Source organism: Actinokineospora sp. PR83, from assembly GCF_021056305.1.
GTDB lineage: Bacteria > Actinomycetota > Actinomycetes > Mycobacteriales > Pseudonocardiaceae > Actinokineospora > Actinokineospora spheciospongiae.
This window is the reverse complement of sequence record NZ_JAJCXD010000077.1, coordinates 1-16,773: the sequence shown is the minus strand read 5'-3', so window position 1 is coordinate 16,773 and position 16,773 is coordinate 1. Positions and strand designations below refer to the sequence as shown.

Sequence of the window (16,773 nt, the reverse complement as noted above, 5' to 3'; positions counted from 1 at the left end):
CCGGCCCGGCCCACCGGCTCAGGCCAGCCGTCGCACCGGGGGCAGCCCGTGCCGCGCCCGCAGCCGCGCCAACCGGGCCGCGTCCGGGTGGCGCGGCTCGTCCGGACCACCGCCGACGGCCCAGCCCGCGGTCAGCACCGCGTGCCGCAGCGCGTCGACCGGATCGCCCGACGCGGCGTAGTGGTGCGCGAAGGCACCGACCAGCGTGTCCCCCGCCCCGCTGGTGTAGCGCACGCCCCGGGGGGCGCTGGAGCGCACCCGCCACACCGACCGCCCGGCGCGCACGCCCACGACGGCCCCGCCCGCGCCGCACCCGACCACGACGACCTCGGTGCCGTGCGCCGACCACACCGCCCGCACCCAGGCTCCCGGCGTTGTCGGCAAGCCCTCGTGCGAGCAGGACAGGACGTGCGCGGTGGCCATCCAGTCCCGGTTGTGCGCGCTGTCGACGGCGTCGACGAGGTGCACGTCGGTGACGAACGGGATGTCCCGTTCCAGCAACACCGGGATCAGCGGCCGGGTGAAGGCGATGTTGCCCAGCACCGCGAGGTCGCAACCGTGTCCGTCCACAAGGGACGCGAACTCGGTGGCCGGGTAGGCCAGTCGGGGCGTGGACCGCAGGTCGGTGGTGTTGTGGCGGCCCCCGGCGTCGTCGTAGAGCACCAGCGCCCGCGGCTGCTCGTCGCACTCGCGCGCCCCCGGGCCGTGCAACCCGACCGCGCGCAGCTCGGCCTCGACCACCCGGCCGAGCCGGTCCGCGCCGACGTAGGTGGCCAGCGCCACCCGGGAGCCCAGGGCCCGCGCGGTGCGCGCCGCGGTGAACCCGCTCCCGGACACCCGCACGTCGAGGCCCCCGGGCAGGCGCCTGCTCGACAGCAGCCCCGCGACGCCGCCGGTGAGCGGGCAGGCCATCTGCACGTTCGCCACGCCCGCGACCACGATGTCGGCCATCACGCCTCCCCCGGTCCGCCGAGGCCGATCAGGTGGGCCGTTCGGAGGAGTTCCTCCGCGGTCAGCCGGTCGATGCCGCGTGGTCGGGCGGCGCGCAGGCCCACCAGGAGCCAGTCGCCGCCGTCGCCGCGCACCCCGCAGCCCAGGCAGCCGGGGTGCCCGGTGAGGGTGTCGAGCACCCAGGACCACCCCGCCACCGGGTTGCCCGCCTCGCGCAGCAGCAGGTCCGCGCTCTGCCGGGTGCCGCGCGTCGCGCCGTCCCAGTCCACCAGCAGCGCGGACCGGTTCGCGGTGGGTTCACGCATGGCGGCGTCCCCCCGGCTCCGCGGTCGGGACCGGAACGGGGTCCGGCCTGCGGTGCCGTCCCGGCATCGGCGCGTCGAGCAACCGGTACAGCCGTTCGCGCAGGACCCGGTGCGCCGCACCGGGCCGCGACGTCAGGTCCCCGACCACGCGCGCGCCCAGTGCGGGGTCCAGCGCCGCGGCCGCCCGGTGCAGTTGCGACCGCGCGGTGCGGTCGGTGCGCCACGCCGGGGCGGTGGTGCCGATCCGGTGCTGCGGGGACCCGGCCGCGGTGTTCCGGTCCCCGCCGGGCACCGGGAGCACGGACCGGCCGATCGCGGCGGCGTAGACCATGGTGGAGCTGGGATCGCCCACGACGTGGTCGGCGGCGACGACCGCGGGCCGCCAGTCCCGCTCCGGTTCGACGAGCACCAGCCCGGCCGCCCTGGCCAGCCAGGCCCGCACCTGCCGGTGGCCGTGCCCGGACCAGACCGCGGGGTGGATCGCCGCCGCGACCAGGAACCGCCGCGGGTCCAGCTCCCCGGTCAGCCGGGCGAAGATCCCGGAGTCGCGGGAGAACAGCGAGTCCGGGCCCCACGTGGAGGTCACCACCACCAGTTCCTGCCCCGCCGCGAGGCCGAACGCGTCGCGGTACGCCTGCCGGTTGCCGGTGCTGAGCGCCATCCGGTCGTAGCAGGGGTCCCCGATCACCTCCGCCACGCCCACCGCCTCGGGGCACTGCCGCGCCAGCGTTTCGCGCTGGCCCTCGTGCGAGAGCACCAGCAGGGACGGCAGCACCCTGCCGTCGTGGGTGAGCCGCTGCGCGTCGAGGCCGTAGACGGGCCCGTCCCCGTCCAACCGCTTGCCGTAGCCCGCCCCGTGCGGCAGCAGCACCAGCGGGCCGTGCAACTTCTCGACGCCCCCGCACGACGCCGCCAGGCACAGGTCGAACCGCTCCCGGATCGCCTGCTGCCACGGGATCACCAGCGCGCCGATCGTCCGCAGGAAGCGCTCGACGCCCCCGCCGAGGACATCCGGGGCCCGCGTGTACACCACCTGCACCTGCGGGTCCTGCTCCACCAGGTCCACCACGTCGAGCAAACGCTGGCCCGCCACGACCGTGTGCACGGCCACGACCACCTTCTTGCACCCCCCACGCGTCACCCACCGCTCGGCACCGATGCCGACCGGTACGGACACCCACTCCTGGTCTGCCATGTTCCGCCCCCCTCCGAACCGATGAGACCGGACCACGTTGTGCCGCCGACTGAACAGCCGACTTGCCACCGCCTTGCCGTTCGCTTGCCGTCCGGAAATGGTGGTAACAATCAAGTAACTCCACCAGATCGAACCGGCCTCGGTATCACCCAGCGGTCACACTCGAATCCTGGGAGTGATGCCGACCTGGGGGGCGTTGCCGGTGGAGTTCCGCATTCTCGGTCCCACAACGCTGGTGGTGCAGGGGAAGCGGCGGCACCTCGGGGTACGCAAGACGCGGGGCGCCCTGGCCGTCCTGCTCTCCCAGCCGAACACCGTCGTGTCCGCGTCGACGCTGGTCGACGCCCTGTGGGGCGAGGAGAGCGGCAGGGAACCGCGCCACCTGCAACCGGTCATCTCCAAGGCGCGCAACGCGTTGTCGGTCTGCGGGCCCCGGGTGGCCATCGACACGACGGCGGACGGCTACCGGCTGCGGATCGACGACAGCCTCGCCGTGGACCTGTTCCGCTTCCGCGAGTTGGTCAACCGGGCCAGGGCTGCGCGCGACGGCGAACGGCTCGACGAGGCGGAGCAGCTGTACGCCGAGGCGCTCGGACTGTGGTCCGACCGCCCGCTGCACGAGCTGGACACGCCCCGGGCGCAGACGATGCGCGATCCGTTGCGCGGTGAGCAGACCGCGGCCAGGGTCGCGCTGCACGACATCTGGCTCGACCTCGGGGAGCACGACCGCGTCGAGGAGTCGTTGCGGTCCGCGCTGTTGGGCGAGTTGGACGAGCGGTTCGCCGCCCAGTGGATGCGAACACTGCACCAGACGGGCCGAACCGGGGAGATCGCCACCTACTTCCGCACCTTCGCCCACCGCACCCGCCTGGAGGTGGACGCGGAACCCTCGGCCGGGTTGCGCAGGCTGCACGACGACCTCATCGCGCGCGCCACCACGGTGGAACCGCTGTCCGGCAGGGGAGTTGTGGTGGGCCTGCCGCGGGCGCAGGCGCACTTCGTCGGCCGGGGCGAGCAACTGCGCTCACTCGACCACGCGCTCGCGCCGAACGCGATCGTGGCGGTCGACGGCCCGCCGACCGTGGGCAAGACCACCCTCCTGGTGCAGTGGGCGCAGGCGCGAAGACAGCGGTCGCCGGACACGCTGATCCTCTACACCGACCTCAACGGCTACTCCGTCTCCGCGCCCAAGGGGCGCGAGGACGTGCTGGTCGAGTTCCTCCGCGAACTCGGGTCGGTCGACATCCCCACCAGCCCGGTCGAGCAACTGGCGCACCTGCGGGCGCGCATCGGCGACCGCCGGGCGGTGTTCATCCTCGACAACGCCAGGAACAGCGCGCAGGCCGAACGCCTGCTGGACCTCACCGGCTCGGCGCCGGTGGTCGTGTCCAGCAGGCAGCGCCTCAACGGCCTCATCGTGCGCCGCGGTGCCCGGCGGATCACCGTGCCGCCGCTGAGCGACGCCGACGCCGAGGAACTGCTCACCCGGCGGCTGGAGGACCGCGTCACCGCGGACCCCCGGGCCATGCGGGACCTGATCGGGTTCGCGGGCGGGCTCCCCATGGCCCTGCTCATCGCCGCCGAGCAGATCGCCGCCCGCGCGTCGGTGAGCGTGCGCGACCTGGTCGACGAACTGCGCAAGGAGTCGCGCCTGCTCGACGTGGGCAGCGACGGCCCGGACACGGCGGGCACGCTCCGCACCATCTTCTCCTGGTCGCTCGACGCCTTGGCCGAGCAGCCGCGGCGGCTGCTCACCCTGCTCGGCCTGCACCCGCGCCCGCACTTCTCGGTGGGCGCCGCCGCGGCCCTCGGCGACATGACCAGGGCCGAGGCGGGCGACCTGCTCGACCTCGTCGTCGACGCGGGCCTGCTCGACCGGGACCGGGCGGGCCGCTACCGCATGCACGACCTGATCCACTCGTTCGTCACCGACCGCGTCGGCGGCCCGCAGTGGGTCGACCACCGCCAGACAGCCACCGTCCAACTGCTCGACTGGTACCTGCACGCGCTGGGCGCCGCCCGCGACCTGATCACCCTTGACGCCCACCGGGTTCCCCCGGTCGGTCCCCGGGAACCGATCGAGCCGGTGGTGCACGGCGACGCGGCCGAGGCGCTGCGGTGGTCGGTGACCGAGCACTCGAACCTGGTGGAGGCGACCCGCCTGGCGGCCCGGCGCGGGCACCACCACCACACGTGGCGCTTCGCCGCCTGCTTCAACGACCTGCTCCAGCGCCACGGCGACACCCGCACGGCGATCGAGGTCAACGACCTCGGCAGGCGCGCCGCGAACCTCGTCCGCGAGGTCGAGGGCGAGGCGGGCTGCCTGAACAACCTGGGCCTGACCTACCTGGCGGGCGGTGACCCGCACACCGCCGCGCTCCACCTCACCCGCGCCAACGAGCTGTTCGAGCGCATCGGCAACAGCTACGGCCGCGCCGTGTCCCTGCACAACCTGGCCACCACGCACCTCGAACGCGACCAGCTCGACGAGGCGGCCACGGCCTACCGCCAGGCCCTGCGCACGCTGCTGGAGCCGGGCGGGGCACCCGACAAGGTCTCCTGGTCCGTGGCCCAGGTCCACCTGCGACTGGGGGACCTGCACCTGCGCCGCGCGGAGTACGACCTCGCGCTGGCGGAGTACGCGCGGGCCCGCCTGCTCCGCGTCGCGCTGAAGGACGAACGCGGCGAAGCCCTGGTGGTGAGCGCGGTGGCCCGGTTGCACCTGAGCAGGGGCAACCCCGCCGAGGCGATCGCCCACGGCGGCGACGCCCTCGCCCGGCACCTGTCCTGTGTGGACCTGGTGAGCACGGTGAACACCCTGTGCCTGCTCAGCACGGCCCACCTCGACCTCGGCGAGCTGCCGGAAGCGGTCGACACGGCCCGCCGCGCGGTCTCGTTCGCCCACGACCTGGCCAACCTCAGGCTCCAGGCCGACGCCCTGCGCACCCTCGGCCTGGCCCAGGCCCGCTCCGGCTCACCCACCGACGCCGCCACCACGTGGCGGCGTGCGGCGGCGATCCTCCGGTCGCTGTCCAGTCCCGAGGCCGCGGTCCTCGAGTCCTGGGTGGACGACCTGCCGCTCTGACTACCGGAAGAGGAGGGAGACGGCCATGCCGAACCAGTCGGCGAAGCACGGGGCGGAAGAAATCAGGGAGTGAAACATGATGAGCATCCTTTTGCGCAGTGGGCAGAAGCGGTGTCGCCGTTCGCCCCGGAGTTCGTTGGCGGCATTCAAGCAGCAGGCATTTCACTCAATGAATCCGGGGTAGCCCCGGCGGGTGACCGCCACATAGGTGAGGCTCAATCGCTAAGCGCGCGATGCGCTTGCCTGCGTCAAAGTTGCCGCTCGATCGGGTGACATGTTCCACACCCCGAACTGCTACATGATCAACTTTACCGGACCGAAGCCGCGTCTCCCCCGCCCGGCCTCCCCGCTACACTTGGCCACCTGGGCCGTTAGCTCAATTGGTAGAGCTGCGGACTTTTAATCCGTAGGTTCTGGGTTCGAGCCCCAGGCGGCCCACTCTTTCGCCTGGTCAGCGGCGTTGCCACAGCGCCGGTGCCGGGCGTTTTGTCGTGTCCGGGGTCGCGAGCCCGAGCCTCCCCGGAGGCGATCACGCCGCGGGGCCCGCGTCGCCCCGGCTCCTGGCCACCGGTGACCACGCCGCACCCGGGTGTCGGTGGTGGCGCTCGGGCTGTCCCGGCGGGGGTGTCGCCCACCTCGGCGGCCATCGCGACAGGTGGCGATCGCAAGGCATTGACGGATCGGACTCCGGCGGGCAGCCTGTCTCGTTTTTGTCCTGTTCACCTGTGTCGGGGTTTTGCCTGCGAATGGTGAATACCGTTCACCGCAGTTGTCGCCGCCCGGTCGCAATGGGGTAATCGACTACCGGAAAGGCGGGGGAGTTCGCGCGGTCGGCCCCACCCCACCCCCATGATCACCCGGAGTTCCCCCGGCGCGTTCGCTGCGGCAGACTCGGTGCATGGGTGACGCGCTGTGGTTGTGGGTAAGGAATGAGGTTCGGGAGACCGAGCGGCGGGTGGCCGTGGTGCCCGCCGACGCCCGGCGCCTGGTCGAGGCCGGGGTGCGGGTCACCGTGGAGGAGTCGCCGCGGCGGGTGTTCGGGGTCGAGGAGTACGCCGCCGCCGGGTGCGAGGTGGTGGGCGCGGGCAGTTGGGTCGACGCGCCGGATGACGTCGTCGTGCTGGGGTTGAAGGAGTTGCCGGGGGAACCCGCCGCGCTGCGGCACCGGCACGTCTACTTCGGACACGCGTACAAGGGGCAGGGTGGGGCCGCCGAGCTGATCGGGCGGTTCGCCGCCGGTGGTGGGGCGCTGCTGGACCTGGAGTACCTGACCGACGAGCACGGGCGGCGGTTGACCGCCTTCGGGTACTGGGCGGGGTACGCGGGGGCCGCGCTGGCGGTGCTCGCCGCGCGCGGGGAACTCAAGGCGCCGTTGGAGCCGACGACCCGGGCCGCGTTGGACGAGAGCATCCGCGCCGAGCAGGACCCGACCACGGCCTTGGTGGTGGGTGCCCTGGGGCGCAGTGGTCGGGGGGCGGTGGACGCGCTCGCGGTGGCCGGGATCAGCGCCACCGCGTGGGACGTGGCGGAGACCGCGGAGCTGGACAGGGCCGCGCTGCTCGGCCACGACGTCCTCGTCAACGCCGTGCTGACCTCCACCCCGGTGCCGCCGTTCGTCACCGACGCCGACCTCGACCGGGCCGACCGGCGGCTCCGGGTCATCTCCGACGTGACCTGCGACGTCACCTCCGACTGCAACGTGCTGCCCGTCTACGACCGGATCACCGACTGGGACGAACCGGTGCGCGGGCTGCGCCGGGACAACCCGGTGGAGATCATCGCCATCGACAACCTGCCGTCGCTGCTGCCGCGGGAGGCGAGCACCGCCTTCTCCGCGGACCTGACGCCGCAGTTGCTCGACTTCGACGGTGATCCCTGGGAACGGGCGCGCGGTCGCTTCGACGCCGCGGTGGTGAACCGTGGCTGACCGGGTTCCCGCCAGCGGCACCGTCCACTGAGCGGGCATCGGCCTGTCCACCGGCGGCGGGGTGCGCGTGCTCGCCGACCTCGGGCACACCGTCGTCCTGTGGGGGCGCACCGCGGAGAAGGCGCGGGCGTGCGTCGACCGGTTGGGGCTCGGCGGGCGGGTGGCGGCTCGGGCGTGGTCCGGGTTGCCCGCGTCCGTGGGCCGCGGGGACGTCGTGGTGTCCATGCTGCCCGCCAGTGAGCACGCCGCCCTGGCCCGGCTGGCCATCGAGAACCGGGCGCACTTCGCCGACACCAGTTACGTCGCCGACGACGTCGCCGGGTTGGCGGGGGCGGCGGCGGCGGGCGTGGTGCTGCTGGCGGAGGCCGGATTGGACCCCGGGCTCGACCACCTGCTCGCGCACGAGCTGGTGGCCGAGGCCGAGCAGGCGGTGCCGGGGCCCGCCGAGGCGCGCTTCACCTCCTACTGCGGTGGGATTCCCGCGGTGCCCGACGACTTCCGCTACCGGTTCAGCTGGGCGCCGCGCGGTGTGCTGACGGCCCTGCTCAACCCCGCGCGGTTCGTCGACGACGGGCAGGAGCGGACCGTCGACCGGCCGTGGGAGGACGTCCGGAGCCACCCGGTCGGGGACGAGGTGTTCGAGGTCTACCCGAACCGCGACAGCGTCCCCTTCAGCGCCCAGTACGGCTTCCCCGACCGCTGGCGGGGGCGGCAGTTCGTCCGCGGCACCGTGCGCCACGAGGGGTGGCGCGACGCGTGGGAGCCGGTGTTCGCCGAGCTGCGCGCCCCCGACCCCGACCGGATCACCGCGCTGGCCGACGACCTCGCCGCCCGGTACCCGACCACCGCCACCGACCGGGATCGGGTGGTGCTGGCCGTCTCGCTGACCGTCGGCGACTGGTCCGGCACGCGGGTGGTCGACCTGGTCGGCGACGCCGACGACAGCGCCATGGCGAAGCTGGTCTCCACGCCGCTGGCGGCCGGGGTCAACGAGGTCGTCACCGGGCGGACCTCCGCCGGGCTGCACCGGGCCGCCGAGGACGCGGCGGCGGTGGGGCGGGTGCTCGGGTTCCTGCGCGGGCAGGGGATAACCGCTCGGTGAACCCGGTGGGGACCTGCCACAGTGACCCGGTGGAAACGGGTACCGGGGTGTGGTCGTCGGAGGCGTGGTCCGAGTGGGCGGTGTCGTGGCTGGACGACCGGCTGGCCGCGGCGGGCCGCGCGCGGACCGGGCCCGCGCGGCGGCACCGGGTGCGGCCGTGGTCGGTGGTGCTGACCGCGCCGACGGACGCCGGTCCGGTGTGGCTCAAGGCGATGGTGCCGGGCACCGCGTTCGAGGTGGACCTCTACGAGCTGCTGCCGGGGATCGCCCCGGACCGCGTGGTGGAACCGATCGCCACCGACCGGGGCCGGGGGCTGCTGCTGCTCCCCCACCGCGAACCGCTGCGGGGCGCGGACCTGGTGGACGTGCTGCCGGCCTACGCCGAGTTCCAGCGGGCGGTGGCGCCGCACGTCGACCGGGTGCTGGCCGCCGGGGTGGCGGACATGCGGGCGCCGGTGATGCCCGCGCGGTTCGCCGAGGCGCGGCGGGTGATCGGGTCCTCGCCGGAGCTGGACGGGTTCGCCGACACCTTCGGCGCGTGGTGCGCGCGGTTGGCGGAGTCGACCGTGCCGCCCTCACTCGACCACAACGACCTGCACGCCAACAACTTCTTCGTCGGACCCCGGTTCTACGACTGGGGCGACGCCGTGGTCGCGCACCCGTTCGCCAGTCTCCTCGTGCCCTTGCAGCAGGTCGGGCCCGAGGAGCGGGACCGGGTGCGCGACGCCTACCTGGAGGTGTTCGACGACCTCGCCCCGCGGGCCGAACTGGTGGCCACCGCGGAGCTGGCGTGCCGGGTCGCGGTGGTGGCGCGGGCGCTGGTGTGGCACCGGGCGGTGTCGCTGGAGCCCAACGACTACACCGATGCTCCACTCGCGACACTGCGGTCGCTCGTCGGGTAGTCCTCGAAGCCGGTGGCGCGGATCGCGGCGAGCAGCTTCGCCGCCAGGTCCGGGCGGCAGATCACCAGGTCGGGCAGGTACGGGTGCGGCCGGTTGTAGCGCAGCGGCGACCCGTCGACCCGGGAGGCGTGCAGGCCCGCCGCGGCCACCACCCCCACCGGCGCGGCCGAGTCCCACTCCCACTGCCCGCCCGCGTGCAGGTAGGCGTCCGCCTCGCCGCGCAGGACCGCCATCGCCTTGGCGCCCGCCGACCCCATGGTCAGCACCTCCGCGCCCAGGGTCTCGGCCACGGCGTCGGTGAACGCCGGTGGGCGGCTCGCGCTGACCAGCAGGCGGATGCGGTCGTCGGACGGCGGCAGCGGTGGTGGGTCGTCGGTGGCGTAGACCGTGCCGAGGGCCGGTTGGGAGACCGCCGCGGCGACGAGCCCGGCGCCGCGCTGCCACAGCGCGATGTGCACGGCCCAGTCCGGGCGGCCCGGGAGGGCGTACTCGCGGGTGCCGTCCAGCGGGTCGATGATCCACACCCGGTCGGCCTCGACCCGGGCCGGGTCGTCCGCCGACTCCTCGGAGAGCACCATGTCGCCGGGGCGTTCGGCCGCCAGCCGGTCGAGGATCAGGGCGTTGGACTCCAGGTCACCGCGTCGTCCCAGGTCAGCCGGTCGTCGGTTACGGAGGTCGAGCAACAAGTCACCGGCTGTAGTCGCCAGATCGACGGCGAGGCGGGCATCCGTGGTCATGCTTCCTCCCTGCGCTCGGGGAGAGTCGAATGTAGCAACGCCGGGGGGAACGCGGGGTCATCTCGTGACGTCTATGTGGGGGACGGCGCGATCGGCGGGGAGTGCAGCGGCATGGCGGACATCGAGTACCGGTTCGGCACCGGCGAGGGTGACCCCCACGTGCACCACGGCGCGGCCGACGTCGACGTGGACGGCGACGGCACCACCGACGCCGTCGCGGTCGACTTCGACGGCGACGGCCGCTACGACGACGCCATGTGGGACTCCGACGGCGACGGCGTGGCCGACACGGCACTGCTGGACGCCGACGACGACGGCAAGGCCGAGTCCGCCTACAGCGACCCCAGCGGCGAGGGCACCTGGAACGCGCACGGCCAGGGCGGCCACCCCGCCGACCAGACCGCGCACCCGGCCCCGCCCCCGGACGACGAGCCCGACGACGGCGGCTTCGAGAACCAACCCGCCGACGACGACGCCGACTCGGGCGGCACCGGCGACGAGGGCGACACCGAGGAACCCGAGGACTCCGACACCGCCGAGGACGACCCGGCGGGCTCCCGGTTCGACGACTTCCTCGACTCGCTGCACGACGACCCCGCCGCGACCGCCGACGACCCCGCCGACGGCCTCGCCGCCGACGATCCGGGGGACTCCGGCTGGGGCACCTGGTAGCCGCTGCGCCATCCCGCGCACGCCCGCGCCCGAGGGGGGTTAGCCTGGGCGCGTGGTCGCAGGATCTCCGAGTACCCCCACCGGTCCCAGCCTGAAGATCGGCCGGTACGCCGTGGACCCGGCCGTGGTCCTCGCGCCGATGGCGGGCATCACCGATGTGGCGTTCCGGCAGCTCTGCCGGGAGTTCGGCAGCCCCACCTCGCTGTACGTGTGCGAGATGATCACCGCCAGGGCGCTGGTCGAGCGGGACTCCAAGACCATGGAGATGATCACCTTCGGCCCCACCGAGCACCCGCGCTCGCTGCAGCTCTACAGCGTCGACCCGCACAACATGGCCGAGGCGGTGCGGATGGTCGTCGCCGAGGACCTCGCCGACCACGTCGACATGAACTTCGGCTGCCCGGTGCCCAAGGTGACCCGCAAGGGCGGGGGCGCGGCGCTGCCGTTCAAGCGGCGGCTGTTCGGCGAGATCGTGGCCGCCGCCGTGCGCGCCGCCGAACCCGCGGGCATCCCGGTGACGGTCAAGTTCCGGGTGGGCATCGACGACGAGCACATCACCTACCTCGACGCCGGGCGGATCGCCGAGGCCGAGGGGGCCCAGGCGGTCGCGCTGCACGCCAGGACGGCCGCGCAGCGGTACTCCGGCCAGGCCGACTGGTCTCGGATCGCCCGGCTCAAGGAGGCGGTGACGGGCATCCCCGTCCTGGGCAACGGCGACATCTTCTGCGCCGACGACGCACTGCGGATGGTCGCCGAGACCGGCTGCGACGGCGTCGTGGTCGGCCGGGGGTGCCTGGGCAGGCCGTGGCTGTTCGGCGAGCTGCACGCCGCCTTCACCGGCACCCCGATGCCCGAGGGGCCCACGCTCGGCGTCGTCGGGCGCATCCTGCGCAGGCACGCCGAACTGCTCACCGCGCACATCGGCGAGCAGAAGGGCCTGCGCGAACTGCGCAAGCACATGGCCTGGTACCTGCGCGGCTTCCCGGTCGGGTCGCAGATCCGCCGCAGCCTGGCCATGGTCAGCACCCTGGCCGAGCTGGACGACCTGATCGGTCAGCTCGACCACACCGCGCCCTACCCGCCCGAGGCCGCCGAGGGCCCGCGCGGGCGCCAGGGCTCCCCCGGCCGCGTCGTGCTGCCCGAGGGCTGGCTGGACGACCCGGACGACGCCGCCGTCCCCGCGGGCGCCGAGCTGATGCACTCGGGGGGCTGATGCGCCGGGCACTGGGGGTGCTGCTGCTCGCCGCGGCGGCCACGGCGTGCACGTCGACCGTTCCCGGCTCACCGGTCCCGGCGGGCGGGCAGGGCGCCGACGGGCAGCGGGCGCTGGTCGAGCAGTACTTCACCGACCTCAACGACGCCGCGGGCGAGGGTCCGGCGGCGCAGCGGGAGTTCCTTCGCCGCACCCAGCACCCGGACTTCACCGACCGCGCCTGCGACCTCGGCGACCTGACCCTGCGCATCGAACCCGCGCTGTCCACGCTGCGGCCCGACGCCGAGTGGAAGCCGGAGGAGGCCACCGCCCGCCCGCGCGGCACCGTCTACGTCGTCGGCGTGTCGGTGCGGATCCGGCGGGACGGCTCGACCCTCGCCGAGCAGATCGGGTCGCAGCGCGTGGTGGTGCTCAGCGGGAAGGCGTACGGGTTCACGCCCTGCCCCACCCGGTAATTCCCCACCACGAAGCGGTGTTGCTCGATGAGAAGCACCATTGCGACGAACGGGTGATCCGCACCGACCGTGGATGGTGATACCGCTCCCCCGGATCACCGGGATGGAGCAGTCCCTCGTCCACCAGTAGGGGGAATTACGACCTCCATGCGTCCCGCCCGCTCAAGCGCGGCCTCTTTCAGGACGACACACATTCTTACGTAGGGAGGTGACCGCGGTGACCGTTCTGGGACGAGGTGTGACCAACTCAGAGCCGGACCGGCACGACACCCCGTGGCGAGGCCACCGGGTCAACGAGCCGACGATCCCGCTGCGCCACCCCGCGATCACCGACCGGGCGGAGAACCCGGACCTGGACCCGCCCGCGGACGCCGCCAACCTGGTCAGCCTGCACGAGTCCATCGCCGCCCTGCTGGCCTCCCGCGGCCAGTACCGGCAGGCCTACCAGCACCTGCGCTCCGCCCTCGACCTGGTGTCCGAGCTGGGCGAGCAGCCGCAGATCCCGGAGCAGCTCCGCCGCGAGGTGGACCGGCTGCGCCGCGAGCACGCCGAGGCGCACGAGCAGAGCATCCGCGACAGCCTCACCGCCAGCTACAACCGCCGCTACCTCGACCAGCGGCTGGTGACACTGCTCGCCGAGCAGGACCGCGCCGACGGGCTGGCCGTCGCGCTGGTCGACCTGGACTGGTTCAAGCAGGTCAACGACACCTTCGGCCACCTGGTCGGCGACCGGGTGCTGCAACGGGTGGTCGAGCTGCTGCAGGATGGGCTGCCGGAGGCGGGCTTCTGCGCCCGCTACGGCGGTGAGGAGTTCGTCCTGGTGCTGCCCGGGGTCGACCGGGTGACCGCGGTGGGGCTGGCCGAGGCCGCGCGGGCCAGGGTCGAGCACTACCCGTGGTCGAGCCTGGTGCTGGGGCTGCGGGTGACCGTCAGCATCGGCGTGGCGCAGGAACCCACCGCCCGCGTGGCGGAGGACACACCGACCGGTCCGGAGCGCCAGCTCCGGGAAGCCGACGCGCTGCTGTACACCGCGAAGCAGTCGGGTCGCAACGCTGTCGCTTATCTGCTCGACGGCAAGCCTCACCTGGCCGGAGCCGCCGCGGGCCGCCGGGCCGTCGTGGTGCCCAGGGCGAGTGCTCGCTAACGCCCCCACGCTGTCGAGCGATACGCCGATCGGGCTATACCCCTGGGTACAACACGCAGATGTTGACGAAAGAACTTCGTCCTGAGGTCGTCACGGGCATCTGTCAGTCGTACTATCGCGTCCGCACTGTGACACGATCGGGTAAGCAACCGAGCGCGACGTCGCAACGTGTTGATAACCAACTGGCAACGGTTAATGCAGGACCTCGGAAGGAGCATGGGTGCCCGACGACCACAACCGCGACGGCGCCCCAGGCCACGGCGAGCCTCCCGGAGGCAAACGGCGGGCCCCCGAACCCACCGAGGAGCCCAGGCGCAGGCGCCGCGCGGCGGAGAACTCCGGCGGGCTGAGCGTGTCCGACCTGGTGGAGCGGCACAGCGGCTCCCGCACCAACCTGACCCCGGTTGCCCCCCCGGCGCCCGAGCCGGAACCGACCGGCCGCCGCGCGGCCCCCCCCTCGCGCAGGCACCGCACCACCACCGTCCCCGCGGACATCCTCGTGCAGGCCCAGGGCCAGCCCCCGGCCGAGCGGCCGCTGAGCCCGCGCACCGACGACAGCATCCCGACCACGGTGGCCGACCTGCTCGGCTCCACCCGCACCCGCACCGCCGTCCCGGACGCCCCCCGCCGAGCCCGCCAGGACGACAGCGGCGCCTTCCCGGTCGACCGCGACCCGCACCAGCAGCCCGCCGCGGTCTACCCGCCCGCCCCCGGCAGGCGCCGCGCCGCCGACCCCCCGGCCGACGAACCCACCGGCCGCCGCGCGCTGTCCGACGACGCCCGCCGCAGGCTGATGGCCCAGCCGGAGGAGGACGCCCCCGCCGCGTCCCGCCCCTTCCCGACCGCCGACGAGTTCGAGGCCAACCGCCGCGGCACCCCCGGCCACCACACCGGCGCGGACGCCCCCGGCCACCGCTCCCAGCCCGGTGACGCCGCAGGCCACCGCTCCCGGTCAGAGCCCGGCGACCCCGCAGGGCGCCGCTCCCAGCCGCAGCCCGGCACCGCCGCGGGCCACCGCTCCCCGTTGGAGCCCGGCACCGCCGCGGCCCACCGCTCCCCGTCGGACGCGGGGGACGCCGCTGGTCACCGCTCCCAGCCCGGCGACGCCGCGGGCCACCGCTCCCGGCCGGAGTCGGCAGGCACCCCCGGCCACCACTCCCGCGCGGAGCAGGCTGACGTTCCCGGTCACCTGATCCAGTCGGAGCCCGGCGCCACCCCGGGCCACCGCTCCCGGGTGGAGGCGGACGCCCCCGGCCGCCGTTCCCGGTCCGAGGCGGGCGACGGCCCCGGCCACCGCGCCCGGCCGGAGCCCGCCGAGGCGCTCGCGGGCGGCTTCCCCGCCCACCAGGGGCCCTTCCCTGCCGATCCCGCCCTCGTCGACCCGCCCATCACGGGCAGGCGCTCCGCGGGCGGCGGCGAGCCCTTCCCGATCGACCGCCCCGCCAAGCGCGCCCGCCCCGAGGGTGGCCGCCGCGCGCTCCCCGAGAACGCCCGAGGCCGCCGAGCGCTGCCCGAGGACGAGGACGGCGGCCCCCGCGCCCTGTCGGCCCCCGACGCCCCCGCAGGTCCCGCCCGCCCCGCCCCGCGCGGCAGGCGAGCCCGCCAGGCCGACCAGTCCTTCCCCCGCGACCCCCGCCAAGCCGACGACGCCCCCCCGCTCCCCGGCAGCCACCCCCGCCCGATCCGCAACGGTCGCTCCAACGGCCCGCGCCCCGGCGCGAACGCCACGGGTGCCTTCCCGCACGGGGCCGAAGCACCCGACGGCGGCCCGCACAACAGCGCTCACCCCGACGAGGTCGCGCCCTTCCCCGGCCCGGCCCCCCGCTCCCGCCCCGGTACCGACCGCCCCGCCACCGGTGCTCACCCGCGCCCCGGCCGGAACGGCGATTCGTACCCGCGCCAAGACGCCGAGGGCATGCAGGCGAACGGCACGGGTGCCCACCCGCGTCCCGGCCGCGATGGCGATTCGTACCCGCGGCCCGATGCCGAGGGCATGCCGTTGCACGGCGCCGACCGTCCGGCGAACGGCACCGGCGCTTACCCGCGCCCCGCCCGGGATGGCGATTCGTACCCACGTCCGGACGCTGAGGGCATGCCGGTGCACGGCGCCGACCGTCCGGTGAACGGCACGGGTGCCTACCCCCGTCCCGGCCGGAACGGCGATCCGTACCCGGGGCCTGACGCCGAGGGCCCGGCGAACGGCACGGGCGCCCACCAGCGCCCCCGCCGGAACGGCGATTCGTACCCGCGCCCGGATGCCGAGGGCATGCCGGTGCACGGCGTCGACCGCCCGGTGAACGGCACGGGTGCCTACCCGCGCCCCGGCCGGGATGGTGATTCGTACCCGCGCCCGGGTGCAGGCGGCATGCCGGTCAACGGCACCGGTGCGCAGCCCCACCCCCGGACCCGCCCCGCCGACGGCACGGGTGCCCACCCCCGCCCCGACGGCCCGCAGGGTGAGGCCCACCCCGGTGCCGGGAGCGGTCCGCGCCCGCCGGTCAACGGCACCGGGTCGTACCCCCGGCCCCGCCCGGAGGACGCCGAGGGCCCGCCACCCGCGGGCACCGGCTCGTTCCCCCGGCCGAACAACCTGACCAACGCCTTCCGCCGCCCCGACCGCCCGCGCCCCGGCGCGGACGGCCTGCCCGTCGACCGCGGGCACCGGGCCGAGGGCGACTCCTACCCGCGCCCGGACGCCGAGGGCCTGCCGATCAACGGCACCGGCGCCCACCCGCGCCCGAATACCCGGCCCGGCCCCAACGGCCGGCCAGGTCCGAACGGCCAACCCGGCCCCCATGGCCAGTCCGGCCCGAACAGGCAGCCCGGTCCCAACGGCCAGCCCGGTCCCAACGGCCAGCCCGGCCCCGATGGCCAGCCCGGCCCCAACGGGCAGCCCGGCCCCAACGGGCAGCCCGGGGCGGCAGGCAGGACCGGCCCCGGCGGCCGAGGTCCGCGTCGCCCGGAGGGCGACAGCTACCCGCGGCCCGATGCCGAGGGGCTGCCGGTCAACGGCGGGCGCCCCGGCAGGCCCGCAGGCCCGCCCCCGCCCGGGGCGACCGGCGCCCACCCGCGCCCCCCCGCCCCC

The 16,773-nt window shown here is 74.7% G+C and carries 12 protein-coding genes, 1 tRNA gene and 1 pseudogene; 10 read left to right on the top strand and 4 right to left on the bottom strand.

All coding sequences use genetic code 11. The features are described 5' to 3' along the window. Window positions 1–18: 18 nt before the first annotated feature. The 3 genes from L6E12_RS25015 to L6E12_RS25005 are packed head-to-tail and all read right to left on the bottom strand — an operon-like array spanning window position 19 to window position 2,451. Window positions 19–951 carry a carbohydrate kinase family protein gene (locus tag L6E12_RS25015; protein ID WP_236230373.1) on the bottom strand — a complete coding sequence of 311 codons (933 nt, stop codon included), beginning with the start codon at window positions 949–951 and terminating at the stop codon, window positions 19–21. Next, a complete protein-coding gene (locus L6E12_RS25010; RefSeq protein ID WP_236230372.1) occupies window positions 951–1,256 on the bottom strand; it encodes a hypothetical protein in 306 nt (101 codons plus the stop codon). Before L6E12_RS25010 ends, L6E12_RS25015 begins: the two co-directional genes overlap by 1 nt. After that, window positions 1,249–2,451, bottom strand: coding sequence for a hypothetical protein (locus L6E12_RS25005; protein WP_236230371.1), 1,203 nt, complete (start codon window positions 2,449–2,451; stop codon window positions 1,249–1,251). Before L6E12_RS25005 ends, L6E12_RS25010 begins: the two co-directional genes overlap by 8 nt. A 178-nt stretch (window positions 2,452–2,629) precedes the next feature. On the opposite strand from L6E12_RS25005, the gene L6E12_RS25000 reads away from it, so the two are divergent. The 5 genes from L6E12_RS25000 (at window position 2,630) to L6E12_RS24980 (ending at window position 9,467) form a co-directional block, all read left to right on the top strand. Continuing rightward, window positions 2,630–5,536, top strand: coding sequence for a tetratricopeptide repeat protein (locus tag L6E12_RS25000; protein ID WP_236230370.1), 2,907 nt, complete (start codon window positions 2,630–2,632; stop codon window positions 5,534–5,536). A gap of 365 nt (window positions 5,537–5,901) precedes the next feature. Next, window positions 5,902–5,974 (top strand) — tRNA-Lys (locus L6E12_RS24995). Between the two features lie 460 nt (window positions 5,975–6,434). Then, window positions 6,435–7,463 carry a saccharopine dehydrogenase gene (locus L6E12_RS24990; protein WP_236230369.1) on the top strand — a complete coding sequence of 343 codons (1,029 nt, stop codon included), beginning with the start codon at window positions 6,435–6,437 and terminating at the stop codon, window positions 7,461–7,463. Between the two features lie 61 nt (window positions 7,464–7,524). Then, complete coding sequence (locus tag L6E12_RS24985; protein ID WP_236230368.1) at window positions 7,525–8,565, top strand: saccharopine dehydrogenase C-terminal domain-containing protein; 1,041 nt, start codon at window positions 7,525–7,527, stop codon at window positions 8,563–8,565. Window positions 8,566–8,594: 29 nt separating this feature from the next. Continuing rightward, window positions 8,595–9,467: a phosphotransferase gene (locus L6E12_RS24980; RefSeq protein WP_236230367.1), complete on the top strand. Its 873-nt coding sequence runs from the start codon at window positions 8,595–8,597 to the stop codon at window positions 9,465–9,467. Here the strand turns inward: L6E12_RS24980 and L6E12_RS24975 are convergent. Further along, a complete protein-coding gene (locus L6E12_RS24975) occupies window positions 9,422–10,204 on the bottom strand; it encodes a 3'(2'),5'-bisphosphate nucleotidase CysQ (RefSeq protein WP_236230366.1) in 783 nt (260 codons plus the stop codon). The two genes, L6E12_RS24980 and L6E12_RS24975, sit on opposite strands and share 46 nt — an antisense overlap. Window positions 10,205–10,315: 111 nt before the next feature. Between L6E12_RS24975 and L6E12_RS24970 the strand changes: the two genes are divergently transcribed. From L6E12_RS24970 to L6E12_RS35150, 5 genes and pseudogenes are all read left to right on the top strand, one after another. Continuing rightward, the gene (locus L6E12_RS24970) at window positions 10,316–10,876 is read left to right on the top strand and encodes a hypothetical protein (RefSeq protein WP_236230365.1); all 561 of its coding nucleotides are present in this window, start codon (window positions 10,316–10,318) and stop codon (window positions 10,874–10,876) included. A gap of 52 nt (window positions 10,877–10,928) precedes the next feature. Then, window positions 10,929–12,089 carry a tRNA dihydrouridine synthase DusB gene (dusB, locus tag L6E12_RS24965; RefSeq protein WP_236230364.1) on the top strand — a complete coding sequence of 387 codons (1,161 nt, stop codon included), beginning with the start codon at window positions 10,929–10,931 and terminating at the stop codon, window positions 12,087–12,089. Beyond that, the gene (locus L6E12_RS24960) at window positions 12,089–12,544 is read left to right on the top strand and encodes a hypothetical protein (RefSeq protein ID WP_236230363.1); all 456 of its coding nucleotides are present in this window, start codon (window positions 12,089–12,091) and stop codon (window positions 12,542–12,544) included. The genes dusB and L6E12_RS24960 overlap by 1 nt, the downstream gene beginning before the upstream one ends. A gap of 238 nt (window positions 12,545–12,782) precedes the next feature. Then, window positions 12,783–13,688, top strand: a complete 906-nt coding sequence (locus tag L6E12_RS24955; RefSeq protein WP_374201944.1) for a GGDEF domain-containing protein — start codon at window positions 12,783–12,785, stop codon at window positions 13,686–13,688. Window positions 13,689–13,908: 220 nt separating this feature from the next. After that, a pseudogene (locus tag L6E12_RS35150) lies at window positions 13,909–16,773 on the top strand (hypothetical protein); the annotation flags it as partial.